Origin of the sequence: Streptomyces sp. NPDC088762, from assembly GCF_044750905.1 — a bacterium.
In the GTDB taxonomy this organism is placed as follows: domain Bacteria; phylum Actinomycetota; class Actinomycetes; order Streptomycetales; family Streptomycetaceae; genus Streptomyces.
The window spans coordinates 27780-52396 of sequence record NZ_JBIVKT010000024.1 but is presented as its reverse complement, the minus strand read 5'-3'; the positions used below and the strand labels follow the sequence as shown (position 1 = coordinate 52396).

Sequence of the window (24617 nt, the reverse complement as noted above, 5' to 3'; positions counted from 1 at the left end):
TCCGGTCCGAGCGCCGCCCCGGCAGCCCGCGGCCAAACCCGGGGCCCGGCCCCGGCAGCCCCGCGCCTCAAACGCCGGCGGGGCTCAAAGATCCGGGGCTCCGCCCCGTACCCCGCTCCTCAAACGCCGGAGGGGCTGGATTTGCCCGGCGTGGCCGGATGGGTGCGGCCCAGAGAGGGGAGGGCCCTCTCAGCCTCGCCGGCGTTTGAGGCGCGGGGTTCCGGGGCGGAGCGCCGGGGCGGCCGCCGGGCGCTGGATGGAGGCGAGCCCCCCGCAGGGACCCCGTAGAGTACGGACAGGCAGCCGTACGGAACGGGGGGCGGAGCCGCCGGATGACCACGACGACACCGCGGACCGCGGTCCCGGGTGAGCCAGGGACCCCGCCCCCGCCCCCGCCCGTCGGGACGAGGCGGCACCCCGGACGGGTCGTGGCCGCCGTGCTCAGCGGGCTCCTCGGGGCCGGTCTCCTCGGCGGAGCCGCCTTCGACACGTGGGTCGAACAGCGCGCCGCGCACCGGCCGTTGCCCGCCGACGCCGCCTACCGCAAGGCCGGTTCGCTGTGGCACTCCGCCCCGGTGGACAGCCTGTTCCCGCCCGTCCTCGCCGGCCAGGCGACCGGCCCCGGCGGATCGAACCGCGTCTGGACCCGGATCGCACTCGCCCCCGACGCCGACTGCCCGGCCGCGCTCGCCGCCGACTGGCAGGACCTGCTGGCCGCCACCGGCACCGGCTGTACCCGCGTGCTCCGCGCCACCTACACCGACGCCACCCGCAGCTCCCTGATCGCCGTGGGCATGGTCTTCACCCCCGTGGACGCCCCCGCGACGGCCGCCCTCACCGGCAGGCTCACCGCCCCGCCCGCCTACGGGTTCGCCGACGCCCAGCGCGCCGCCTGGACCGCCTCCGTACGCGCCGAGGCCCCCGTCGTCGTCTACACGGTCTCCGCCTTCGCCGACGGCCGACCCCTCGACGCGCCCCGCCCCGCCGAGGACGTGATGAAGAAGGAAGCCACCGGAGCCGTGGCCCAGGCGGGCCTCGGACACGAGGCCAAGGCGGTCGCCGACCGCATCGGCAACGGCCTGGCGCTCCTCGCCGCACCGCCCGTCACGCCCGCCCCGGAGACCACCCGATGACGCACCCGCCCCGCCTGCGGCGCGCGTTCGCGCGGGGCGCCGCCGCCCTGGCCGCCGGCGCCCTCCTCACGGTCGCCGCCGCACCCCCCGCGGCCGCCGACGCCATCCGCGACCGCCAGTGGGGCCTGCTGGCCCTGCGCGCGGAAGAGGCCTGGGGCACCACCCGCGGCGACGGAGTCACCGTCGCCGTCCTCGACACCGGCGTGGACGACGCCCACCCCGACCTCGCCGGACAGGTCCTCGACGGCACCGACCTCGTCGGCTTGGGCGCCGGCCGGGGCGACCGCGCCTGGGCCCGCCACGGCACCGCCATGGCCGGCATCATCGCCGGACACGGCCACGGCTCCAGCCGCGGCCAGGGCGTACTGGGAGTCGCCCCGCAGGCCCGGATCCTGCCGGTCCGCGTGATCCTCGAGGAAGGCGACCCGGGCCGCGCCCAGGCCCGCGACAGCAAGGGCGGCGCCCTCGCCGAGGGCATCCGCTGGGCCGCCGACCACGGGGCCGACGTCATCAACCTGTCCCTCGGCGACGACAGCGACTCCGCCCACCACGAGGCGGGAGAGGACGAGGCCGTCCAGTACGCCCTCGGCAAGGGCGTGGTCGTCGTCGCCTCCGCGGGCAACGGCGGCGAGAGCGGCGACCGCGTCTCCTACCCGGCGGCCTACCCCGGCGTCATCGCCGTGACCGCTGTCGACCGCAAGGGCAGGAAGGCGCGGTTCTCCACCCGCAACTGGTACGCCACCGTCAGCGCTCCCGGCGTCGACATCGTCATCGCCGACCCGGACCGCTCCTACTACGAAGGCTGGGGCACCAGCGCCGCCGCGGCCTTCGTCTCCGGCGCCGTGGCCCTCGTCAAGGCCGCCCACCCGGACCTGTCCCCGGCCCAGATCAAGAAGCTGCTGGAGGACACGGCCTCGGGAACCCCCGCCGGGGGCCGCGACGACGGCCGGGGCCACGGGCTGGTCGACCCGGTCGCCGCCCTCCAGGCCGCCGGTGCCGTGCAGCCGGAGGCGGCCGTGCCCGTACCCGCCGCAGCCGGGCGGCCCTACTTCGGGCCGGGCCCCGACCCGGTGCGCCCGCCCGAGCGCGACGCCCGGCTGGGCGCCCCGGAGGCCGCGGTCGCGGGGGCGGCGCTGCTCGTGCTGGCCGCCGTACTGGCCCGGCGGCCCCGCCGGGGCACCCGGGCCCGCGGCCGGCGACCGGGCCGCCCACCCCTCGCGGCACCGTCGCCCCCGGCACAGTAGGGTCGGGTAACTGTGGCGAACATGGCGAACAAGAACATTCCCGACCCCGGCTTCTCCGACGACGACGGCTCCGCCGATCCGCGGCTGAGCGCGGCCCTGGCCGCGTGGTCGCAGGACCGGGCGAACGAGCCGCAGGTGCTGGCCGCCCTCAGGGACGCCCGCCTGCTGGTCCCGGTCGTCGCCGTGCTCGGCGAGGTGGAGACCGATCCCCTGACCGGCCTCAAGCGCGAGAAGAGCAGTGACATGGCCGTCCCGACGCTGCGGGCGGGCGACCGGCGGGCCCTGCCCGCCTTCACCTCGATCGCCTCGCTGGCGCTCTGGGACCCGGCTGCCCGGCCGGTGGCGGTCCCGCTGCACCAGGCCCTGGCGGCCGCCGCGCACGAGAAGGCCGACACCGTGGTCCTGGACCTGGCCGGCCCCGTCACCTACCAGCTGACCGGCTCCGCACTGCTCGCCCTGGCCGAGGGCCGCACGGACGCGGACCCGCTCGCCGATCCCGCCGTACGGGAGGCCGTACGGGCCGTGGTGTCCGCGGAGCCGGCCGTGCTCCGTGCCCACCTGGGCCCGGGCGGCGCCGACGCCGACGGCACCCTCGCGATCGTGCCGGCCGCCGGCGAACAGGCCCCGGCGGCGGCCCGGCGGGTGGCCGAGGCCCTGGCGGCGGACGAGACCCTGCGCGCCCGGCTGGTGCGCGGGCTGGACCTGGCGCTGCTGCCGCCGGAGGCCCCGGCCCCGCCCGGCGAGGCCCTGTTCTCCCGCTGACCGGCCCTCGCGGCCCGGGCAAGACACGAAGAGGCCGCCGGGAGCGTTCCCGGCGGCCTCTCGCGCGTGCGGTGGGGGTCAGGCGAAGACGGGACCCGTGAACTTCTCGCCCGGTCCCTGGCCCGGCTCGTCCGGGACCACGGAGGCCTCGCGGAAGGCCAGCTGGAGCGACTTCAGGCCGTCCCGCAGCGGGGCGGCGTGGAAGGAGCTGATCTCGGTGGCGCTCGCGGTGACCAGGCCCGCCAGGGCGGTGATCAGCTTGCGGGCCTCGTCGAGGTCCTTGTACTCGGAGTCCGGCTTGTCCAGGCCCAGGTTGACCGCCGCGGCGCTCAGCAGGTGCACGGCCACCGTGGTGATCACCTCGACGGCGGGGACGTCCGCGATGTCGCGGGTCATGGCGTCGTAATCGGGGGCCTCGTCGGCGGCGGTGTCGGCAGGGAGGGTCGCGTCAGTCATGCTCCCCACGATAAGCCGGGCTCGCGGCGGCCCCGACCGAGGGCTGCCCGCGGCCCCGGGCAGCGGGTGGCACCGGGTGAGCGGCTCTGGCGCGGAATGCTATATTGGGCTACGACCGGCCGGAGACCTGTGTCCCCGGCCCACAAGTGGAGGCTCCGATCTCCCACCCGACCACCCTCCGGGGCGGCGGGTCACCCGGTCAGGCGGCATCCATCGTTCCGTACGGACGATGGAAAGCTGCCCGAGTCTGCGCCCCGCGGTTCGCACGCGGCGGTGCTCCGGTTGTATTGGAGCCCCTGCCTGTGCCCGGCGGGGCTTTTTCGTATCCCGCTGCGGTCGGTCTGACGGAAATACACGTCAGCGGCTGTCTGCCAGGCAGTCGTGTGGTGCTACCGAGGAGGATCCATCAGCACCGAGCCCCGCATCAACGACCGGATTCGCGTTCCCGAGGTACGACTCGTCGGTCCCAGCGGCGAGCAGGTCGGCATCGTGCCGCTTGCCAAGGCGCTTGAGCTCGCGCAGGAGTACGACCTCGACCTGGTCGAGGTCGCGGCGTCCGCACGCCCGCCGGTCTGCAAGCTCATGGACTACGGCAAGTTCAAGTACGAGTCGGCCATGAAGGCCCGTGAGGCGCGCAAGAACCAGGCGCACACGGTCATCAAGGAAATGAAGCTCCGGCCGAAGATCGACCCGCACGACTATGACACCAAGAAGGGTCACGTCGTTCGGTTCCTCAAGCAGGGCGACAAGGTCAAGATCACGATCATGTTCCGTGGTCGCGAGCAGTCCCGGCCGGAACTCGGCTACCGACTGCTGCAGCGTCTCGCTTCGGACGTCGAGGACCTCGGGTTCATCGAGTCGAACCCGAAGCAGGACGGCCGAAACATGATCATGGTCCTCGGTCCGCACAAGAAGAAGACCGAGGCGATGGCCGAAGCCCGCGAGGCGCAGGCCGCCCGCAAGGCGGAGCGCCAGGGTGTCGCCGCCACCGACGAGGAGGCTCCTTCCGAGGAGACCGCCGAGGCCGGGGCGACGGGCACCGAGGATGCCGACGTCACCGAGGCCGCCGCCGACGAGGCGAACGCCGAGGCCTGATTCCGAGGCAGCCTGTCTCGAATCACCGACACAACATGACGCTCCCGTCGCCGGTCCCCAACCGGACCGGTGGGAGCGCCACCGACGAGGAGATAACGGCGCTATGCCGAAGAACAAGACGCACAGCGGGACCAAGAAGCGCTTCAAGATCACCGGCTCCGGCAAGGTGCTCCGCGAGCGCGCCGGCAAGCGCCACCTGCTCGAGCACAAGTCGTCCCGGCTGACCCGCCGCCTCACCGGCAACGCGGAGATGGCCCCCGGCGACGCCGCGAAGATCAAGAAGCTTCTCGGCAAGTGACGTTCTCCGCTCCCGCGCCGGGAGCGGATGAGCGTCAAGACCGGGACCCCATCGAATTTCGGGCCGTGTGAAGACAACCACGGCCCCGCTACAAGGAGTTAAAAAGTGGCACGCGTCAAGCGGGCAGTAAACGCCCACAAGAAGCGCCGGGCGATCCTCGAGGCGGCCTCCGGCTACCGCGGTCAGCGTTCGCGCCTGTACCGCAAGGCCAAGGAGCAGGTCACCCACTCGCTGGTCTACAACTTCAACGACCGCAAGAAGCGCAAGGGCGACTTCCGTCAGCTGTGGATCCAGCGCATCAACGCCGCTGCCCGCCAGAACGGCATGACGTACAACCGCCTCATCCAGGGTCTGAAGGCCGCCAACATCGAGGTGGACCGCAAGATCCTCGCGGAGCTGGCCGTCAACGACGCCAACGCTTTCGCCGCCCTCGTCGAGGTCGCGCAGAAGGCCCTCCCGGCCGACGTCAACGCCCCCAAGGTCGCTGCCTAAGGGCTAGCCGGCCGTTCCGCACGGCCGGCCCCCACGGACCCGCAGGCATTCGCCTGCGGGTCCGTGTGCTTTCCCTCAGCGGGTCACCCGCTCGACCACACACCGCACCGCACCGCATCGCACCGCACCGGACCCGAGAGAGAACCGCAGACACCATGGGCACCCCCGCCGAGCTGATCTCCCCCCGATCCCCGCGGGTGGCCGCCGCCAGGCGACTGGCGCGGCGCAACTTCCGCACCAAGGAGCGCCGGTTCATCGCCGAGGGCCCGCAGGCGGTCCGCGAGGCCGTCGAGCACCGCGGGGCCGGCGGCGTGTCGACGCTGATCGAGCTGTTCGCCACGGTCGAGGCCGCCGAGCGCTACTCCGAGATCGTCGACGCCGCGCTGGACGCGGGCGCCCGCGTGCACTACGCCTCCGACGAGGTGCTGGCGGAGGTCTCGCAGACCGTCACCCCGCAGGGGCTCGTCGGCGTCTGCCACTTCCTGGACTCTCCCTTCGAGGACATCCTGGCGGCCGGACCCAGGCTCGTCGCCGTCCTCGCGCACGTCCGCGACCCCGGCAACGCCGGTACGGTGCTGCGGTGCGCAGACGCCGCCGGCGCGGACGCGGTCGTGCTGACCGACGCCTCGGTCGACCTCTACAACCCCAAGTCCGTACGGGCCTCCGTGGGCTCCCTCTTCCACCTCCCGGTCGCCGTCGGCGTCCCGGTGGAGCAGGCCGTCGAGGGACTGCGCGCGGCCGGCGTACGGATCCTCGCGGCCGACGGGGCCGGCAAGGACGACCTCGACGCCGAGCTCGACGCGGGCACCATGGGCGGCCCCTCGGCCTGGGTCTTCGGCAACGAGGCCTGGGGCCTGCCGGAGGAGACGCGGGCGCTGGCGGACGCCGTCGTACGCGTCCCGATCCACGGAAAGGCGGAGAGCCTGAACCTCGCGACGGCCGCCGCGGTGTGCCTCTACGCGTCCGCGCGTGCACAGCGGGCGCCCGGAGGGTGCCGCTCCGTGACCCCCAGCTAGTAATGTGGCGGCCCGGGGGCCCACTGCGCTACCCGGAGATGTGGGGTACGGGGAATGACCGTCGGTACGAACAGCTCGCCGGGGTCCGCGGGGGCCGCGGACGCGGCCGAGGAGCGGTTCCGGGGCGCCCCCGCAGGCCAGGCCGCCCCCGGAGCCCAGGCCGCCCCCGGAGCCCAGGCCGCCCCCGGAGCCCAGGCCGCCCCCGGAACCGAGGCCGCCGCAGCCCGGGCCGCCCGCCCCGGAGCCGAGGCAGCCGCCGGGCGGCTGGGCGGCGTACCGCCGCAGACGGCGCAGCCCGCCCCGGGCGGCGACCTGGCACCGGCTGCGCCGGCACCAGGCCACGGCTCCGGCCACAGTGACTCCGGCGAGGGCTTCGGCTTCGGGCTGGACCCCGACGATCTCCCCGACGGCCTCGTCGTCGCCGACCACACGGGGACGGTGATCTGTTTCAACGCCGCTGCCGCACGGATCACCGCACTCGCCGCCGGCCAGGCCCTCGGCACCCGCATCGACCGCGCGCTGCCGCTCGAAGACCTCGACGGCCGCCGCTGGTGGACGCTGACCGACCCGTACGGCGGCCTCGCCACCCGCCGCGGGCAGCCCGAGCGGAACCTGCTGCTCCCCGGCGGCCGGGAGGTGCTCGTCTCCGCCAGCTACGTGCGCACCCACCCCACCGGCCCGCTGCGCCGCCTCGTCGTCACCCTGCGCGGCACCGAGGCGCGCCGGCGCACCGAGCGCAGCCACGCCGAGCTGATCGCCACCGTCGCGCACGAGCTGCGCTCCCCGCTCACCTCCGTCAAGGGGTTCACCGCGACCCTCCTGGCCAAGTGGGAGCGGTTCACCGACGACCAGAAGCGGCTGATGCTGGAGACCGTCGACGCCGACGCCAACCGCGTCACCCGCCTGATCGCCGAGCTCCTCGACATCTCCCGCATCGACTCCGGCCGCCTCGAGGTGCGCCGCCAGCCCGTGGACATCGCCACCGCCGTCGGCCGCCACGTCCAGGCGCTCACCGCGAACGGACAGGCCCCCGAGCGGTTCCTCGTACGAGTGAGCCGCCCGCTGCCCGACCTGTGGGCCGATCCGGACAAGATCGACCAGATTCTCGGCAACCTCCTCGAAAATGCGGTGCGCCACGGAGAGGGAACGGTCACCATCGACGTATCGCCGCATGAGAAGGGAACCGCCGTCACCGTGACCGACGAAGGCCCCGGGATCCCCGAGGAGTCGATGGGCCGCGTCTTCACCCGCTTCTGGCGGGGGAGCAAGCGCGGCGGCACCGGCCTGGGCCTGTACATCGTCAAGGGCATCGTGGAGGCCCACGGCGGCACCATCACGGTCGGCCGCGGCCCCGGCGGCGGCGCCGAGTTCCGATTTATCCTGCCCGTGAGCGCCCCGGCCTACCTCACGCAGTAGCACTGCGGAGCGTCTCGCCAGGCGGCCCACGGGCTCCTTCACCCCCGACGACCTTTAGACTCGTCCTTTGGCACCTTTGTGTCTCTGTGTCGCCGGTCTGATCGCGCCGTACGGGGACCACCAGCCAGCCATCGGAAGTACGGGAAGAGATGTCGGCACCGAACAAGTCGTACGACCCTGTCGAGGTCGAGGCACTGAAACCGGAAGAGATCGAGCGCATGCGGGACGAGGCGCTCGCCGCCTTCGCCTCCGCCGGCGACCTCGACGCGCTGCGTGAGGCGAAGACCGCGCACATGGGCGACCGCTCGCCCCTGGCGCTCGCCAACCGCGAGATCGGCGCGCTGCCCCCGCAGGCTAAGGCCGAGGCGGGCAAGCGCGTGGGCCAGGCCCGGGGCGCCGTGAACAAGGCCTTCGGGGCCCGCACGGTCGAGCTCGAGGCGGAGCGCGACGAGCGGGTGCTGGTCGAGGAGGCGGTGGACGTCACGCTGCCCTACGACCGCGTCCCCGCCGGCGCCCGGCACCCGCTGACCACGCTGATGGACCGCATCGCGGACATCTTCGTGGCCATGGGCTACGAGGTGGCGGAGGGCCCCGAGGTCGAGGCGGAGTGGTTCAACTTCGACGCCCTCAACTTCACGCCCGACCACCCGGCGCGCCAGATGCAGGACACCTTTTTCGTCCGGGGGCCGGAAGGCACCGAGGGCGACGAGTCCGGCGTCGTGCTGCGCACCCACACCTCCCCGGTGCAGGCGCGCTCGCTGCTGGAGCGCAAGCCCCCCGTCTACATCGTCTGCCCGGGCCGCGTGTACCGCACCGACGAGCTCGACGCGACGCACACCCCGGTCTTCCACCAGGTCGAGCTGCTCGCCGTGGACGAGGGCCTGACCATGGCGGACCTCAAGGGCACGATGGACCACATGGTCCAGGAGCTCTTCGGCGAGGGCACCACCACCCGCCTGCGCCCGCACTTCTTCCCCTTCACCGAGCCGTCCGCCGAGATGGACATGCAGTGCTACGTGTGCCGCGGCGAGTCGGTGGGCAACCCCGACCGCCCGTGCCGTACCTGCTCCAGCGAGGGCTGGATCGAGCTGGGCGGCTGCGGCATGGTCAACCCCAAGGTGCTGACCGCCTGCGGCGTGGACCCGGAGAAGTACAGCGGGTTCGCCTTCGGCTTCGGCATCGAGCGGATGCTGATGTTCCGTCACAACGTTGAAGACATGCGAGACATGGTCGAGGGTGACGTGCGTTTCACCCGGCCGTTCGGGAGTGAGATCTGATGCGCGTCCCGCTTTCCTGGCTGCGGGAGTACGTCGACCTCCCCGCGGGTGAAACCGGCCGCGACGTGGCGGCCAAGCTCGTCGACGCCGGCCTCGAGGTCGAGACCGTCGAACAGCTCGGCGCCGGGCTCAAGGGCCCCCTCGTCGTCGGCCAGGTGCTGACCATCGAGGAGCTCGAGGGCTTCCGCAAGCCGATCCGCTTCTGCACGGTCGACGTCGGCCAGGCCAACGGCACCGGCGAACCGCAGGAGATCGTCTGCGGCGCACGGAACTTCTCCGTCGGCGACAAGGTCGTCGTGGTCCTGCCCGGCGCCGTCCTGCCCGGCGACTTCGCGATCGCCTCGCGCAAGACGTACGGCAAGACCTCCCACGGCATGATCTGCTCCGGTGAAGAGCTGGGCATGGGCGACGACGGCACGCACGGCATCATCGTGCTGCCGCCGGAGCACGAGGTCGGCACCGACGCGATCGAGCTGCTCCAGCTCGTCGACGAGGTCCTCGACATCGACATCACCCCGGACCGCGGCTACTGCATGTCCATGCGCGGTGTCGCCCGCGAGGCGGCGACCGCCTACGGCCTGCCGCTGCGCGACCCCGCGCTGCTCGACGTGCCCGCGCCGAACTCGTACGGCTACCCGGTCGAGATCGACGACCCGGCCGGCTGCGACCGCTTCACCGCCCGCACGGTGACCGGCCTCGACCCCGAGGCGCGCTCCCCGATCTGGCTCACCCGCCGCCTCCAGAAGGCGGGCATGCGCCCGATCTCGCTCGCCGTCGACATCACCAACTACGTGATGCTGGAGCTCGGCCAGCCGCTGCACGCCTACGACCGCTCCAGCATCGACGGCACCATCGGTGTCCGCCGCGCCGAGCAGGGCGAGAAGTTCACCACCCTCGACGGGGTCAAGCGCACGCTCGACGCCGAGGACCTGGTGATCACCGACAACAGCGGCCCGATCGGGCTCGCCGGTGTCATGGGCGGCGCCAACACCGAGATCGCCGACTCGGTGACCGACCCGGAGACGGGCGCCGTCACCGGGACCACCGAAGTGGTCATCGAGGCGGCGCACTTCGACTCCGTGTCGATCTCGCGCACCGCCCGCCGCATGAAGCTCTCCTCCGAGGCCTCCAAGCGCTTCGAGCGGGGCGTCGACCCGCAGGCCGCCGCCGCGGCCGCGCAGCGGACCGTCGACCTGCTCGTGCTCCTGGCCGGCGGCACCGCCGAGGCCGGGGTCACCGAGGTCGTCGCCCCGGGCGCCCCGCGCACCATCGCGATGGCCGCGGACCACCCCGACCGCGTGGCGGGCATGGACTACGGCCGCGAGACCGTCGTGCGCCGCCTGCAGGAGATCGGCTGCGACGTCTACGGCCAGGACGAGCTCGTCGTCACCGTCCCGTCGTGGCGGCCCGACCTCGCCGCGCCCAACGACCTCGCCGAGGAGGTCATCCGGCTGGAGGGCTACGGGAACCTCCCGTCGACCCTCCCGCAGGTGCCCTCCGGCCGCGGTCTCACCCCCCGGCAGCAGCTGCACCGCCGGGTCGGCCGCGCCCTCGCCGGCGCCGGCTACGTCGAGGCGCTGAACTACCCGTTCATCGGCGAGGGCGTCTTCGACCAGCTCCAGCTGCCCGCCCACGACGCGAGCCGCCAGGTCGTCAAGCTGGTCAACCCGATCTCCGACGAGGAGCCGGCGCTGCGCACCACGCTGCTGCCGGGCCTGCTCGGCGCGCTGCGGCGCAACGACAGCCGGGGCAGCCACGACCTCGCGCTCTTCGAGACCGGTTCGGTCTTCCGGGCCGCCGCGGAGCCGGGTGTCGCCGTACGGCTGCCCGTCGACCGGCGTCCCACGGACGAGGAGATCGCCACCCTGAACGCGGCCCTGCCCGCGCAGCCGCGGTACGCCGCGGTCGTGCTGGCCGGTGCCCGCGAGCAGGCCGGCTGGTGGGGCAAGGGCCGCCCGGCCGACTGGGCCGACGCGATCCAGGCCGCCCGCTCGCTGGCCGCCGAGGCCGGCACCGAGCTCGTGGTGCGCCAGGGCCAGTACGGCCCGTGGCACCCGGGCCGCTGCGCCGAACTGGTCGTCACCCTCGACGGCGTCGAGCAGGTCATCGGCCACGCCGGTGAGCTGCACCCGCGCGTCGTCAAGGCGCTGGGCCTGCCGGCCCGCACCAGCGCGATGGAGCTCGACCTGGACCGCCTCGCGGCGGCCGGCGGCGAGGCCGTGCAGGCGCCCCGGATCTCCTCCTTCCCGGTGGCGACCCAGGACGTCGCGCTGATCGTGGACGCGTCGGTCCCGGCGGCTTCCGTCGAGGCGGCGCTGCGCAAGGGCGCGGGCGAACTGCTGGAGTCCCTGCGGCTGTTCGACGTGTTCACCGGCGAGCAGGTCGGCGAGGGCAAGAAGTCCCTGGCGTACGCCCTGCGCTTCCGCGCGCCCGACCGCACGCTGACCGCCGAGGAGTCCACGGCCGCGCGCGACGCGGCGGTGGCCCTGGCGGGCGAGCGGACCGGGGCGGTGCTCCGGGGCGCGTAGCGCACCCGAGCAAGGCCAGTTGAGGGGCTGCACCCGGACCACCGGGTGCAGCCCCTCACTCATTCGGGTGAGAACGCCGGTCACCCGTGTCCGGGCTGCGAACCGGTCGCAACAATCGTGGGGGCCGGAGGGGAGTCCTACGGATGTTCACGCGAGGGGAGATGCCCCGGGTACGCCGGGTGTGCGTGCTGGCCTGGGGCGGCGCCGCGGTGTCCTGGGAACTGGCCACCCCCGGCCGGCTGGTGCCGAGCCTGGCGACCTGCGCGGCCTTCCTGCTCCTGGCCACCGGGTGCGCCCTGCACATCCGGCGCGGACTGCTGGGCGAGCTGCGGCGCTCGCAGGAGATCGCGGGCGCGGCGCAGCGGGCGCTGCTGCGGCCGCTGCCGGGCCGGATCGAGGGCCTGACGCTGGCTGCGGCCCAACTGTCCGCGAGCCGGGGCGCGGTGGTCGGCGGAGACCTGTACGAGGCCGTGCCGACGGTCTACGGGGTGCGGGCGGTCATCGGGGACGTACGGGGCCACGGACTGCCGGCGCTGGGCGCGGCGGCGGCCGTCCTGGGTGCGTTCCGCGAAGCGGCGTACGACGAGCCTTCGCTGGACGGCGTGCTGCGGCGGATGGAACGGGCGCTGGGCCGCCACGTCCGTGACCGGGCCCGGACGGAACATCCGTCGGCCTGCCCTTCCGAGCCGCAGTCGCCTGCGGCGGAGGAGTTCGTGACGGTGCTGCTCCTCCAGATCGCCCCGGACGGCACCCTGCTCGCGCTGAACTGCGGCCATCCCTGGCCCTACCTGCTGCGGCCGCCCGGGACCCCGGAGTCCTGCGCTGCGCGCAGCTGGGGCTCCGTCCCAGACCCCGCGCCTCAAACGCCGGCGAGGCTGGATGTGGCTGAGCCGGGCCGGAAGGTGCCGCCCGACGGGCTGGATTGCCGCGCAGCGGCAATTTCAGCCCCGCCGGCGTTTGAGGCGCGGGGGCTCGGGGGCGGAGCCCCCGCAACGGCGCCGCGGCCGACAGCCTCTCGGGTCCGGGCGGAGCCCGGTTTCGGGAAGGGGCGGGGTGGGGGAGGCCCCGCGCAGCGGCTCAGCGGCGTGTACGCCCTCGACGGCGACACCATGCCCCCACTCGGAGTGCTCCCGCTCCCGGCGGATCTCCACCCCCATCCCGTAGGGGAACTGCGGCCCGGGGAGACGCTGTTCCTGCACACCGACGGCGCCGAGGAGGCCCGCGACGCCGCCGGTGCGTTCTTCCCCCTGCCGAGCGTCCTCGCAGAGGCACCGCTCACGCCCGCGCGGCTGGTGGCGGGCGTGCACGCGGCGCTGCTCCGGCACACCGGGGGGCGGCTCACCGACGACGTGGCCCTTCTCGTGCTCCGCCGGGACCGGCTGCGCCCCGACCGGCTCCACGACGACCGGCCCTGAACGGCGCCCCACGCCCGGTGGGCGGACGCGGCGCGCGTCGCGAAGACCGGCTCCTGCCGGGGCCCGGCGACCAACCGGGCCCCGGCGGAGCCGGAACGCGCCGCCCGCCTGCCGTGGAGTGTCGGGCAGACAGCAGAACGGGCGGCGCGGTGACGGGTCGTCGCACTGTACGAGGGGGAGCCGACGACCCGAGCTGCCTCTTGGCGAGGCCCTTAAGTGAAGCGCTCGCGAGGCCCCCGGCGGCAGAGTGCGCAGCGCATTTATGCGCGTACTGGGTTCACACCCCGTGTGAACCGCGCACCCACTAGCCTGAGACCGACGAGCCCTTGGAGCGGCCCATGCAGCCCAATGTCCTGCTCGATGCCCTCCTCGCCGAGGCGGGCATGTCACACGCCGGACTCGCCGCCTACGTGAACCAGGCGGGCCGCAGCCGCGGACTCGCCCTGCGCTACGAACACACCGCCGTCGCCCGGTGGTTGAAGGGCCAGCGCCCCCGCGGCCAGGTCCCCGACCTGATCTGCGAGGTGCTCGGGGGCCGGCTGCGCCGGCCGCTGGGGCTGGACGACATCGGACTCGGCGTGCCCGGCCTGCCCGTGTCCCCGCATGCCTCGCCGCTCAGCGGTTTCGTCGACCGGGCCGCCGCCCTGTGGCGTTGTGACGGGCAGGCCCGGCCCCAGCTGCTCACCGCGCAGGCGGTCACCGGGACGCCCGCGGTCATCCCCGTCTGGGAGTGGGAGAACCCGCCCGAGGACGCGGACGTCTCCCGTGAGGGCCCCGACAGGATCGGGCCCGAGCACATCGAGATCCTGCGGGCGGCCAGGGCCCACTACGAGCTGATGTACCGCCGGGCCGGCGGGGTCGCCACCCGGGACCGGATCGTGCGCTTCCTCGGCAGCGAGACGGCCCCCATGCTGCGCGGGAGCTACTCGGACGCGCTCGGGCGCAAGCTGCACCGGGCCACCGGGTCCCTCGTGGCGGTGGCGGGGATCTGCGCGTACGACTCCGACGCCCACGGGCTGGCCCAGCGCTACTTCCACCAGGCCCTGCGGCTGGCCAAGGCGAGCGGGGACCGCGGGCTCGGGGCGTACGTCATCGCGCTGATCGTGAACCAGTCCCTGCACCTGCGCGAGTACCGCCAGGCCGTCGCCTTCGCCGAGGCCGCCCTGCGTGCCGCCGGCCGGCACACCACCCCGGCCCTGGCCGCCGACCTGTACGCCATGCAGGCCAAGGCGTACGCCCAACTAGGCGACGCGGGCGCCGCGCTGGCCTGCATCCGGCACGCCGAGGAGGCCGCCGAGCGGATCCATCCGGGCGCCGAACCGGACGAGACCGGCTACGTACAGCCAGGGCTCGTCAACGTGCAGGTCGCCGAGGCGCTGCTCAGCCTCGGGGACCTCGCGGCGGCCCACGAGCAGGCGACGGCCGCCGTCGGAACCCCCGCGCACGACCGCGGCCGGGTGCACCGCCTCGCGATGCTGTGCGAGATCCAGTTGCGCCAGGGCGAGGCGGACCGGGCGGTGGCGGCCGCGGCCGAAATGGCCGAGCGGGCCAAGGGGATGGAGTCGCTGCGTCTGCGCGACCGGCTGAGGGCGGTCCGCGAACAGTTGCTGACCAGCGGTTGTTCGGGCGCGGAGGAAACCGCCCGGCTCATCGACGGGGCTTTGCGCGTTCCCCTGTGACCCCTCCAACTGCTGCCATGTTGCCACCAATCCGATCGGAAGGTGGCACAGCCGTGCAGTGGATGAACCTGAGTGAGCAGACCGTGTACAAGAACCGCTGGTTCGACGTGAATCTCGCCGACGTGGAACTCCCCGACGGCCGGCACCTGGACCACTTCGTGATCCGGCTGCGCCCGGTCGCCGTCGCCACGGCCGTCAACGAGGCCAACGAGGTGCTGCTGCTGTGGCGGCACCGCTTCATCACCGGCAGCTGGGGCTGGGAACTGCCCGCCGGGGTCGTCGAGGACGGGGAGTCCGTCGAGGCGGCCGCCGCGCGGGAGATGGAGGAGGAGTCGGGCTGGCGGCCCGGCCCGCTCCACCACCTGATGACCGTGGAGCCGTCCAACGGGCTGACCGACGCCCGCCACCACCTCTACTGGGCGGAGGGAGCGACCTACACCGGTCACCCCGAGGACGACTTCGAGTCCTCACGCCGTGAATGGGTCCCGCTGAAACTCGTACCGGACATGATCGCGCGCGGGGAGATCCCGGCCGCCAACATGGCGGCCGGGCTGCTCCTGCTGCATCACCTGCGGCTCGGGTAGGCCGACGGCCCGCGCCGTCAGCCGTACGGGTAGAAGCCCGAGCCCGTCTTGCGGCCGAGGCGGCCCGCGTCGACCATCCGCTGGAGCAGCGGCGGGGCGGCGTACAGCGGCTCCTTGTACTCGGCGTACATCGAATCGGCGATCGAGACGATCGTGTCGAGGCCGATCAGGTCGGACAGCTTGAGCGGGCCCATCGGGTGGGCGCAGCCCAGCTCCATCCCGTTGTCGATGTCCTCGCGGCTCGCGATGCCGGACTCGAACATCCGGATCGCCGAGAGCAGGTACGGGACCAGGAGGGCGTTGACCACGAAGCCGGAACGGTCCTGGGCGCGGACCGCGTGCTTGCCCAGCACGTCCCGCACCAGGGCCTCGGCCCGCTTGACCGTCTCGTCGCCCGTGGTCAGCGCCGGGATCAGCTCGACCAGCTTCTGCACCGGCGCGGGGTTGAAGAAGTGGATGCCGATGACCTGGTCCGGGCGTGAGGTCGCGACGGCCAGCTTGACCAGCGGGATCGAGGAGGTGTTGGAGGCGAGGATCGCGTCCGGGCGGGTGATCACCTGGTCGAGGACCTGGAAGATCTCCGTCTTGACCTGCTCGTTCTCGACGACCGCCTCGATGACGAGGTCGCGGTCGGCGAACTCGCCGAGGTCGGTGGTGAAGCTGAGGCGGGCCAGGGTGGCGTCCCGCTCCTCCTCCGTGATCTTGCCGCGTTCGGCGGCCTTCGTCAGGGAGTTGTGCAGCCGGGTGCGACCGATCTCCAGGGCCTCGCCCGTGGTCTCGGCGACCTTCACCTCAAGGCCGCTGCGGGCGCACACCTCCGCGATGCCCGCGCCCATCTGGCCGCAGCCCACTACGCCGACGCGGGCGATGTCGGTCGGGAGGGTAGAGAGGTCCGTCACTTCGTGCCTTTCGCTGCTCATCCATCGCGGGTCCCCCGGGCCTGTTCAGTGGTAACTGCGTTCCGGCGCCCGCCACGCCCCCCGACGTTACCCCCGACCTTGACCTCGGTGGCGGGCCGGGGCGGGCATGCTGGGCGCATCGAGAGCAATGTCACGCAACGGAACGGAGGCGTCACATGGCGCAGATCGGACGACGGGGCCTGCTGGCGGGCGCGGCGGGGGCGCTGGCCGCGTTCACGGCGGGCGGAGCGGGCCCGGCGCGGGCGGCGCAGCGGCCCGGGCCGGCCGGGGACGGGGACGCGCCCGGGCCCTTCCGGGGGGCGGCCGCCCCCGAGTTCCGCGGCATGTGGATCGCCACTGTCTCCAACGTCGACTGGCCCTCCGAGAGCGGACTGTCCGCGCAGGCGCAGCGCGCGGAACTGATCGGCCTCCTCGACAGCGCGGTACGGCGCCGGCTCAACGTGGTGATCCTCCAGGTCCGGCCGGCGGCCGACGCGCTGTGGCCCTCGCGGCTGGAGCCCTGGTCGCAGTGGCTGACGGGGGAGCAGGGGGTGGATCCCGGCTGGGACCCGCTCGGTACGGCCGTCGCCGAAGCGCACGCCCGCGGGCTGGAACTGCACGCCTGGTTCAACCCGTACCGGGTGGCCAACCACACCGATCCCGACCTGCTGGCGCCCGAGCACCCGGTCCGGCGCAACCCCGACTGGGCGGTCGAGTACGGCGGGAAGCTCTTCTACAACCCCGGCCTGCCCGAGGTGCGGCTCTTCGTCCAGGAGGCCATGCTCGACGCCGTCTCGCGCTACCCGGTGGACGGGGTGCACTGGGACGACTACTTCTACCCGTACCCGGTGGAGGGCGAGGACTTCGACGACGACGAGGCCTTCGAGGAGTACGGGGCCGATTTCCCGTCACGCGCCGACTGGCGGCGCCACAACACCGACACCCTGGTCCGCGAGATGTCGGAACGGCTGCGCACGGTCCGGCCCGCGGCCCGGTTCGGGGTCAGCCCGTTCGCCGTCTGGCGCAACTCCGACCGCGACCCGAGCGGCTCGCCCACGCGGGCGGGCCTCGGAACGTACGACGACCTGTACGCGGACACCCGCAAGTGGGTGACCGAGGGCTGGATCGACTACATCGTGCCGCAGGCCTACTGGCACATCGGGCACCCGACCGCCGACTACGCCGACGTCGTCCCGTGGTGGGCGCGGACCGTCGCCGGCACGGGCGTGGACCTGTACGTGGGGGAGGCGCTGTACCGCTGCGACGCGGACAGCCCGACCGCGGCCTGGCGCGATCCGGCGGAGCTGTCGCGGCACGTGCGGTTCGCCCGCCAGTACCGGGAGGTCCGCGGCCATTCCTACTTCTCCGCGAAGCAGGTGGCCGCGGACCCCAACGGGGCGATGGCCAGGGTCGTCGCCGACCACTACGGCTCGGTCGTTGCCCCGCGCTGAGTCAGTGCTCCTGTCCGGGCTCACCGGGGTGGCGGACCGTGCAGTCGGGTCCCGGAGCCATCAGGGCCTCGTGGCCGTCCTGGAAGCGGACCCGGTACGGGGGAGTCCCGTTTTCGCCCAGCACCTGGGTGATCTCACCCACCTTGTCGTGCTGTCCGACGATCCTGCCGTGCTGCACCAGCTGGTCGCCTTCGGTCGCGCGCATAACTGACCTCCTCGGTGGCGGTCCGATCCGGTGCTAGCAGTTTAGGTCGTTCTACCGCTATTTGACCCGTTGGGTCACGGCGATGCAGATGAGGACGGCGCAGGCGGCCGCCGGTGCGGCGGGGGACAGGTGCTCGCCGAGCAGGGCCACCGACCACACCAGGGTCAGCAGCGGCTGGGCGAGCTGGAGCTGGCTGGCCCGAGGGGCGCCGATCTCGGCCATGCCGCGGTACCAGACGTACAGGCCGAGGAAGGTGGAGCCGGCCGCCGCCCACACCAGGCCGGCCAGCCCGTGGCCGGTCAGGTGCACCGGCTCGTACGCGAGCCCGAGCGCGGAGCCCGTGAGGCTGAGCGGCAGGCACAGCACCAGCGCCCAGCCGATCACCTGCCAGCCCGGCAGCACCCGGGCCAGGCGTCCGCCCTCGGTGTAGCCGGCGGCGCACACCAGCAGGGCGGCGAAGAGGTAGGCGTCCCCCGCCGAGAGGGAGCCGCCGCTCTGCGCGACGGTGAAGGCGAGGACCACGGCCGCCCCGGCGAGGGCCGCGGCCCAGAACCGGCGCGAGGGCCGGGCTCCCGTGCGCAGGGCGGACAGCGCGGCCGTGGTCAGCGGGAGCAGGCCGACCACGACGGCGGCGTGCGAGGTGGTGGAGGTCGTCAGCGCGAGGGTGGTGAGCAGCGGGAAGCCGACGACCACGCCGGCGGCGACGACAGCCAGACCCGCCCAGTGCTCGCGGGCCGGCAGCGGCACCCGCAGGGCCAGCAGGAAGCCGCCGGCGATCAGGGCCGCGAGGACGCTGCGCAGCGCGACGAGCGACCAGGGACCGAAGCTCTCCAGGCCCCAGGCGGTGGAGGGGAAGGTCAGCGAGAACGCGACGACGCCGAGGGCGGCGAGGAGGGTGCCCCGGGTCCGGGGCGCGGTTCCCGTGCCGGTGCCGGTTGCGGTGCCGGTCGTGGAACCGCCAACCGCTAGCGAGGTGGGGAGAGTAGCGCTATTCTGTGCTGTCATGTACGAGCGTAGCAGTGTGGCCGAGCTGGCAGAATCCCTGAGGTCCGAACTCAACCGCTACTCAGTGGGTGGAAAGCTCCCCTCGAGCAGGGCCCTGGTCGAGCGCTACCGCGTCAGCCCCGTCACCGTCTCCCGGGCCCTCGCGCAGCTCGCCGCCGAAGGCCTCGTGGTCACCCGGCCCGGCGCCGGGGTGTTCCGCGCCCGGCCCCGGACCTCCGCCCCCGCCTCCGGCGACACCTCCTGGCAGGAGGTCGCCCTCAGCGCGGAGGGCGCCGGCGAGGTGGTCCCGCGGTCCGTGGACGCCTCCGGGGTCCTCGTCTGCCTCGCAGCACCGCCGGCCGGGGTGATCGGGCTCAACAGCGGCTACCTGCACCCCTCCATCCAGCCCGAGCGGGCCATGGCCGCCGCCCTGGCCCGCGCCGGGCGGCGCCCCGGAGCCTGGGACCGGCCGCCCATGGAGGGGCTGCCCGAGCTGCGCGACTGGTTCGCGCGGGAGATCGGCGGCGCCGTCGCGGCCGCCGACGTGCTGATCACCGCGGGCGGACAGAGCGCCCTGGCCACCGCCCTGCGGGCGCTCGCGCCGCCCGGGGCGCCGATCCTGGTGGAGTCGCCGACCTACCCCGGGCTGCTGGCCATCGCCCGCGCCTCCGGATGCCGGCCCGTGCCGGTCCCGGTGGATGCCGAGGGCGTCCGGCCGGAGCTGCTCGCCGCCGCCTTCGAAGCGACCGGGGCACGGGTCTTTGTCTGCCAGCCCTTGTTCCAGAACCCGACCGGGGCGGTGCTGGCTCCCGCGCGGCGGGCCGAGGTGCTGCGGATCGCCCGGGCCGCCGGGGCCTTCGTGGTCGAGGACGACTACGCCCGGTCGCTGGCCCACGAGGACGCCGGGCCGCTGCCCGCGACCCTGGCCGCCGAGGACCCCGACGGAGTCGTGGTGCACGTCCGCTCGCTCACCAAGGCCACCTCGCCCAGCCTGCGGGTGGGCGCCCTGGCCGCCCGCGGCCCGGTGCTGGACCGGCTGCGCGCCATCCAGGTCGTGGACACCTTCTTCGTGTCCCGGCCGCTCCAGGAGGCTGCCCTGGAACTGGTCGGCGCACCCTCCTGGCCGCGCCACCTGCGCACCGTGGCCGCCGAACTGCGCCACCGGCGCGACGTGCTCGCGGGGGCCCTGCGGCGCGAGCTGCCCGCCCTGGAACTGCCCCACCTGCCGTCCGGCAGCTACCAGTTGTGGGTGCGGCCGGCCGCCGGGGTGGACGACACCGCCTTCGCGGCCGAGGCCCTGCGCGCCGGGGTCGCCGTCGCAGCCGGCCGGCCCTACTTCTGCGCGGAACCGCCGGGGCCGTACGTCCGGATGAGCTTCGCCGGGGTGTCGGGCCCGGGCGAGCTGGTCGAGGCGGTCCAGCGGCTGCGGGCCGGCCTGGCGGGCGGGGTCGGTCCAGACGCTTGACCCCGTGCGCCCTGCGGCTCACCATCGCCGCATGCACGTTCGGGTTTCGCTCGTCGCCGCCGCCCGTAGTTCCTCGCTGCTCGCCGAGCGCTTCGACGACGACCGGCCGCTCGACGGCGCGGGGTGGCGGGCGGTGGAGTCCGCCGCGCGCGGACTCGTACCGCTCGGCGCGGCCGAGCTGCGCTACTGCTCGCCCACCCCGCGCAGCCGGGCCACCGGCCAGGCCCTCGGGTACGCGCCCCTGGCCCAGCCCGCGCTCCGCGACTGCGACATGGGCCGCTGGCGGGGGCTGACCCTGGCCGAGGTCACGGCGCACGAGCCGGGCGCGGTCGACCTGTGGCTCACCGATCCGCGCGCCGCCCCGCACGGCGGCGAGTCCCTGCTCGCCTTCATCTCCCGGATCGGTGCCTGGCTCGACACCCGGCCCGCCGACGACGGGGGCGCGATCGTGGCGGTGGCGGAACCCTCCGTGGTCCGGGCGGCCCTGGTCTACGCCCTGCAGGCACCACCGCTCACCTACTGGAACGTCGACGTCCGGCCGCTGTCGACGATGACCCTGACGGGCTGGTCCGGGCGCTGGCACCTCTCCCTGCAGGCCCCGGTGTAAAAACGGCTGGTTCGCGGGCAACACCACACCTAGCCTGCGATCATGACCGGCATTCTCATCACCACCCTCGCAGAGCGGCCCGAACTGGCGGGCCGGCTCTGGGACATGAAGGACTCGTGGCCGGCGTTCGCCGAGCACGACGCGCTGGCCTGGCTGCTCTATCCGCGGATGGTGGCCGAGCTGCCGGAGTACGTGCTGATCGCCACGGACGGGGACACGGTGGTCGCGCGGGGCTTCAGCGTTCCCTTCGCGCAGCACGCGCCGGGTCGCGCCGGGGTGCTGCCCGCGCAGGGCTGGGACCGGGTCCTGATGTGGGCCTTCTCCGACCTGCGGCGCGGGGTGCGGCCCGACACGGTGAGCGCGATCGAGATCAGCGTCGCCACCGACCGGCAGGGCGAGGGCCTGTCCGGGCGGATGCTCGCCGCCCTGCGGGACAACGCCCGGGCCCGCGGCTTCACCGAGGTCGTGGCGCCGGTCCGCCCCAGCGGAAAACCGGCCGAGCCGGACGCCTCCATCCACGAGTACGCGTACCGCACCCGCGGGGACGGCCTCCCGCACGACCCGTGGCTGCGCGTCCACGTCCGCGCCGGCGGGGTGATCGACTCGGTGGCGCCGCTCTCGATGACGATCACCGCCTCGCTCGCCGAATGGCGCGAATGGACCGGCCTCCCGTTCGCCGCCCCGGGCCCGGTCCGCGTCCCGGGCGCCCTGACCCCGGTCCACTGCGACCCGGAACAGGGCTACGCGGTCTACGTCGAACCCAACGTATGGGTCCGCCACCCGCTCTGAGGAGCCGAGCCGGGGAGGGGCGGCAGCACCGTTCGACCTGACGCTGTGGCGCGCGGACGGCGCGGTACCGGACGACGCGGTCGTGCTCCGCGTCGCGCAGCCTGCAGCGTCACGGTCCCCGGCGCATTGACCCGGGTGGCCGAACGCCGTGGTCCGCGCATCCGCCGCTGCCGGCGAACGCACCGGGCGCGGGCCCCCGGGCGGCGCCGACACACCCGCCCGGATGCGGTGGATCGCCCGCCCGGTCGAGGAGGATCGCACTGCGGCCACCGCCCCGCGTCCCGGAGAAGACGGCCGCCCGCGACGGGCGCACCCGGCTCCGGCGGGCCGCGCCGCGCGGGCGCGAGATCCGCTCCGGGCGCCGGGCCGGACGAGTCGCTGCCCTTCCACCGAGTCGGAGTCACCATGGCCCCACCCTGGACCCCGCCCCGCCCGCGCCGCTCCGGGGCGTCGATCCTGCCGGTCCTGCTTCCCATCGCGGTCCTGATCGTGGTGGCGGTGACCGTGGGGTCGTGGCTGCAGTGGAAGGAACGGCAGACGATCGACACGGTCCACACGGTCGGATCGGCGGCCGCCGACCGGGTGGACGTGGAGGCCCACGTCCAGAGCGTCGACGCCGCGGCCAGAGAGCTGGTCCTGCGGGTCCGGGTCACGCCGCGCGGGGCCCTCGGCGAGGAGGACGGGACCGCCCCGGTGGCCGATCTCAGCCTCCTGACCTCATCGGCGACCCTCGGGGATCTGGCGTTCAAGGCGCACGAGCGGCTCGCGACCAAGGACGTGCAGGTCGCGCTCACGGGCGGATCCATCAGCGACTACCCGTTCGACACCTACGAGACGGACATCGGGTTCGGGGCGGTGGTGGGGGGCAAGGAGGTGCCGGTGCGGGTGCTGTTCTCCAACCACGACGTGCTCTTCTCGGTCTCCGCCACCCCCACGCCCTCCCGGCAGGGGACCGTCGTCATGGCGCTGGGGCTGCACCGCTCGGGCAGCCTGCTCGTCTTCGCCGTCTTCATGATGGTCGTGATGTGGGCGCTGGCGGCGTCCGTGCTCATGGGGGCCTGGTACCTGACGACCCGCGGCGAGGGGCTGGTCTGGCCCGCCCTCGCCTGGATGGCCGCCACCCTCTTCGCTCTCTCGGCGTTCCGCAACACCGCCCCCGGCACACCGCCGATCGGCTGCGCCATGGACTGGATCGCCTTCCTGTGGGCCGAGACCGTCATCGCCCTCTGCCTGATCGCCGTGGTCATCACCGGCGTCCGCTCCGCCCTCCACCGGGACGACACCTCCTGACCGGCCCCCCGGCCCCCGTCCCCGCCCTGCTGACGTGGCGCTCGCTTGCGGGCTTTCACGGGAGCAGCGGCGGGAGCACGCCCGTGGGGTCGTAGCGGTGTCGAAGCGCCTGGAGGCGAGCCAGGCCGCCACCGTAGGCAGCCCGCACCTCGGCCTCGTACTCGGGGAAGCCCGGTCGCAGTTCGACGTTGTAGACCCCGACGGTGTGCGGGGCCAGTGCCCGCAGCGTGTCGCGGGCCCACGTCCGGCAGGCCTCCTCGTCGTCCCCGTCCCCCCAGATCGCGTTCACCGGGACGCTCCATTCGGCGGTTCTGCCCCAGAACGCGGTGGCGTTGTCGTCGACGTCGGCCAGGGCCCCGCCGGTGTGCTGGAAGTCGATCCGGCACGCCCGCGTGGGTGCGGTGCGGATCCGGTCCGCGATGGCGCCGGCGACCGCGGCGTCGAGAGTGGGACCGGTGAAGACCGCCTTGCCGAAGAACGAACCACGCGGACCGTCCCCCGGCCGGGGCATCCGGATCGGTTCGGGTTCGGCGCCGTCGGCACCGGGGATGGCGAACTCGGGCAGCTCGGCCGGATAACGACCGGAGGTCTCCGAACGATGGAGCGGCGACGAGCCCGCGCCCGCGACCACGGCGGAGACCGCCGACCTGGCCCGCCCGATGGCGCTGTCGTCCCCGCTCGCGCACGCGGTGTAGAGGAACAGGACCGGCTCGTCGGGCGAGAGGGGCGTGTGGCCGAGGACCGCGCTCATGGTGGTGTCTCGCGCGAGCTCGGGAGCAACCCGAAAATAGGAGGCGAGAGCATCCAGTCCCACCACCGCCCGGTCGACCCAGACCGGGCCGGTCTCGTGGGTCCGGAACACCGCGGAGGTGACCACCCCGAGGGCCGGCGCGCTGCCCCGCACCGCCCACCACAGGTCGGCTTCCTCGCCCGAACTCCTGTCCGAGAGGTGGACGACGTCGCCGGAGGGGAGCACGAGCTCGACTCCGACGAGGTGATCGAGGGTGAGCCCCAGGGACCTCGTCAGATGGCCGATGCCCCCTCGGGTGGCCATCCCCAGGCCGGCGTGGCCGACGACGCCGACCGGCACCGCCCGACGTGCCGGGGAGAGGACTTCGAGCATGGTGGCCATGGTTGCCCCACCGCCGACGACCACGTGGTCCGCGTCGCGACGGGCGGCGTTCAGGTTTTCCGAGAGGTCCAGCATGACGGCCCCCTCGGCGACACAGTTCGAGCTCAGGCCGCCGCCACGCACCGTCACCTGCACTCCGGCAGCCGTCGCGACCCTCATCACGGCCGCAACATCGTCGACCGTGCGGGGCGCCACGACACACGCAGGTCGTCGACGGGCCGCCTCGGGGAAGAAGACCTTCGCCAGGGCATCGCGGTACCCCGCGGCTCCGGGCGCATGCACCGCCGAACCGAGCGCAGATCGCAAGGCCCCGACGATGTCGCGTGAGGGACGGACCGGCACGCTCGCGGCAGTGTTCGGAGCTTCGGGGCGCCCCGTGGACGGGCTGGCGGGCGTCAGG

General features: G+C 73.9%; 23 protein-coding genes. 18 read left to right on the top strand and 5 right to left on the bottom strand.

Features of this window, described 5'->3' with window-relative positions; all coding sequences use genetic code 11:
- The first annotated feature begins 428 nt into the window (after nucleotides 1–428).
- The 3 genes from ACIP5M_RS34280 to ACIP5M_RS34270 are packed head-to-tail and all read left to right on the top strand — an operon-like array spanning nucleotide 429 to nucleotide 3139.
- A complete protein-coding gene (locus tag ACIP5M_RS34280) occupies nucleotides 429–1133 on the top strand; it encodes a hypothetical protein (protein WP_401204501.1) in 705 nt (234 codons plus the stop codon).
- Nucleotides 1130–2377, top strand: a complete 1248-nt coding sequence (gene mycP, locus ACIP5M_RS34275) for a type VII secretion-associated serine protease mycosin (protein ID WP_401204498.1) — start codon at nucleotides 1130–1132, stop codon at nucleotides 2375–2377. Before ACIP5M_RS34280 ends, mycP begins: the two co-directional genes overlap by 4 nt.
- Nucleotides 2378–2398: 21 nt before the next feature.
- On the top strand, nucleotides 2399–3139 hold the full coding sequence (locus ACIP5M_RS34270; protein ID WP_401204495.1) for an SseB family protein: 741 nt from the start codon (nucleotides 2399–2401) through the stop codon (nucleotides 3137–3139).
- A 78-nt stretch (nucleotides 3140–3217) separates the two neighbouring features.
- Here ACIP5M_RS34270 and ACIP5M_RS34265 read toward each other — a convergent pair whose 3' ends face one another.
- Nucleotides 3218–3595 carry a DUF1844 domain-containing protein gene (locus ACIP5M_RS34265; RefSeq protein WP_215019361.1) on the bottom strand — a complete coding sequence of 126 codons (378 nt, stop codon included), beginning with the start codon at nucleotides 3593–3595 and terminating at the stop codon, nucleotides 3218–3220.
- Nucleotides 3596–3976: 381 nt separating this feature from the next.
- Between ACIP5M_RS34265 and infC the strand changes: the two genes are divergently transcribed.
- The 10 genes from infC to ACIP5M_RS34215 all read left to right on the top strand — a co-directional run bounded on the left by infC (nucleotide 3977) and on the right by ACIP5M_RS34215 (nucleotide 15395).
- Entirely contained in the window at nucleotides 3977–4690 is a 714-nt protein-coding gene (infC, locus tag ACIP5M_RS34260) for a translation initiation factor IF-3 (protein WP_401204491.1), read from the top strand.
- 103 nt (nucleotides 4691–4793) lie between these two features.
- On the top strand, nucleotides 4794–4988 hold the full coding sequence (gene rpmI / locus ACIP5M_RS34255) for a 50S ribosomal protein L35 (RefSeq protein ID WP_327282603.1): 195 nt from the start codon (nucleotides 4794–4796) through the stop codon (nucleotides 4986–4988).
- Nucleotides 4989–5093: 105 nt separating this feature from the next.
- Entirely contained in the window at nucleotides 5094–5480 is a 387-nt protein-coding gene (gene rplT / locus ACIP5M_RS34250; protein ID WP_030157251.1) for a 50S ribosomal protein L20, read from the top strand.
- A gap of 155 nt (nucleotides 5481–5635) precedes the next feature.
- On the top strand, nucleotides 5636–6496 hold the full coding sequence (locus tag ACIP5M_RS34245) for a TrmH family RNA methyltransferase (RefSeq protein ID WP_401204487.1): 861 nt from the start codon (nucleotides 5636–5638) through the stop codon (nucleotides 6494–6496).
- Nucleotides 6497–6550: 54 nt separating this feature from the next.
- On the top strand, nucleotides 6551–7912 hold the full coding sequence (locus ACIP5M_RS34240; RefSeq protein WP_401204484.1) for a sensor histidine kinase: 1362 nt from the start codon (nucleotides 6551–6553) through the stop codon (nucleotides 7910–7912).
- Nucleotides 7913–8061: 149 nt separating this feature from the next.
- Nucleotides 8062–9189, top strand: coding sequence for a phenylalanine--tRNA ligase subunit alpha (gene pheS / locus ACIP5M_RS34235; RefSeq protein ID WP_401204481.1), 1128 nt, complete (start codon nucleotides 8062–8064; stop codon nucleotides 9187–9189).
- Entirely contained in the window at nucleotides 9189–11717 is a 2529-nt protein-coding gene (gene pheT, locus ACIP5M_RS34230; RefSeq protein ID WP_401204479.1) for a phenylalanine--tRNA ligase subunit beta, read from the top strand. The genes pheS and pheT overlap by 1 nt, the downstream gene beginning before the upstream one ends.
- Before the next feature lie 143 nt (nucleotides 11718–11860).
- Nucleotides 11861–13132 (top strand): PP2C family protein-serine/threonine phosphatase, encoded by a 1272-nt coding sequence (locus ACIP5M_RS34225; RefSeq protein ID WP_401204477.1) that lies wholly within the window; start codon nucleotides 11861–11863, stop codon nucleotides 13130–13132.
- A 338-nt stretch (nucleotides 13133–13470) separates the two neighbouring features.
- Complete coding sequence (locus ACIP5M_RS34220) at nucleotides 13471–14811, top strand: transcriptional regulator (RefSeq protein ID WP_401204474.1); 1341 nt, start codon at nucleotides 13471–13473, stop codon at nucleotides 14809–14811.
- A 62-nt stretch (nucleotides 14812–14873) separates the two neighbouring features.
- Nucleotides 14874–15395: an NUDIX hydrolase gene (locus ACIP5M_RS34215; RefSeq protein WP_401204621.1), complete on the top strand. Its 522-nt coding sequence runs from the start codon at nucleotides 14874–14876 to the stop codon at nucleotides 15393–15395.
- Between the two features lie 17 nt (nucleotides 15396–15412).
- Here ACIP5M_RS34215 and ACIP5M_RS34210 read toward each other — a convergent pair whose 3' ends face one another.
- A complete protein-coding gene (locus ACIP5M_RS34210) occupies nucleotides 15413–16315 on the bottom strand; it encodes a 3-hydroxybutyryl-CoA dehydrogenase (RefSeq protein WP_401204472.1) in 903 nt (300 codons plus the stop codon).
- A 155-nt stretch (nucleotides 16316–16470) separates the two neighbouring features.
- Between ACIP5M_RS34210 and ACIP5M_RS34205 the strand changes: the two genes are divergently transcribed.
- The gene (locus ACIP5M_RS34205; RefSeq protein WP_401204469.1) at nucleotides 16471–17745 is read left to right on the top strand and encodes a glycoside hydrolase family 10 protein; all 1275 of its coding nucleotides are present in this window, start codon (nucleotides 16471–16473) and stop codon (nucleotides 17743–17745) included.
- 1 nt (nucleotide 17746) lies between these two features.
- Here the strand turns inward: ACIP5M_RS34205 and ACIP5M_RS34200 are convergent, their stop codons facing one another.
- Both ACIP5M_RS34200 and ACIP5M_RS34195 read right to left on the bottom strand, forming a co-directional pair.
- A complete protein-coding gene (locus ACIP5M_RS34200; RefSeq protein ID WP_401204467.1) occupies nucleotides 17747–17950 on the bottom strand; it encodes a DUF1918 domain-containing protein in 204 nt (67 codons plus the stop codon).
- 57 nt (nucleotides 17951–18007) lie between these two features.
- Complete coding sequence (locus tag ACIP5M_RS34195) at nucleotides 18008–18955, bottom strand: DMT family transporter (RefSeq protein ID WP_401204465.1); 948 nt, start codon at nucleotides 18953–18955, stop codon at nucleotides 18008–18010.
- Here ACIP5M_RS34195 and ACIP5M_RS34190 point away from each other — a divergent pair.
- The 4 genes from ACIP5M_RS34190 (at nucleotide 18954) to ACIP5M_RS34175 (ending at nucleotide 23085) form a co-directional block, all read left to right on the top strand.
- A complete protein-coding gene (locus ACIP5M_RS34190) occupies nucleotides 18954–20399 on the top strand; it encodes a PLP-dependent aminotransferase family protein (RefSeq protein ID WP_401204462.1) in 1446 nt (481 codons plus the stop codon). The two genes, ACIP5M_RS34195 and ACIP5M_RS34190, sit on opposite strands and share 2 nt — an antisense overlap.
- A 31-nt stretch (nucleotides 20400–20430) precedes the next feature.
- Nucleotides 20431–21006 (top strand): histidine phosphatase family protein, encoded by a 576-nt coding sequence (locus ACIP5M_RS34185; protein ID WP_401204459.1) that lies wholly within the window; start codon nucleotides 20431–20433, stop codon nucleotides 21004–21006.
- A 42-nt stretch (nucleotides 21007–21048) separates the two neighbouring features.
- Nucleotides 21049–21795 carry an N-acetyltransferase gene (locus ACIP5M_RS34180; protein ID WP_401204456.1) on the top strand — a complete coding sequence of 249 codons (747 nt, stop codon included), beginning with the start codon at nucleotides 21049–21051 and terminating at the stop codon, nucleotides 21793–21795.
- A 405-nt stretch (nucleotides 21796–22200) separates the two neighbouring features.
- A complete protein-coding gene (locus ACIP5M_RS34175) occupies nucleotides 22201–23085 on the top strand; it encodes a DUF4436 family protein (protein WP_401204453.1) in 885 nt (294 codons plus the stop codon).
- Nucleotides 23086–23140: 55 nt separating this feature from the next.
- On the opposite strand, the gene ACIP5M_RS34170 is transcribed toward ACIP5M_RS34175, so the two are convergent.
- Complete coding sequence (locus ACIP5M_RS34170) at nucleotides 23141–24412, bottom strand: FAD-binding oxidoreductase (RefSeq protein WP_401204618.1); 1272 nt, start codon at nucleotides 24410–24412, stop codon at nucleotides 23141–23143.
- Nucleotides 24413–24617 lie beyond the last annotated feature (205 nt).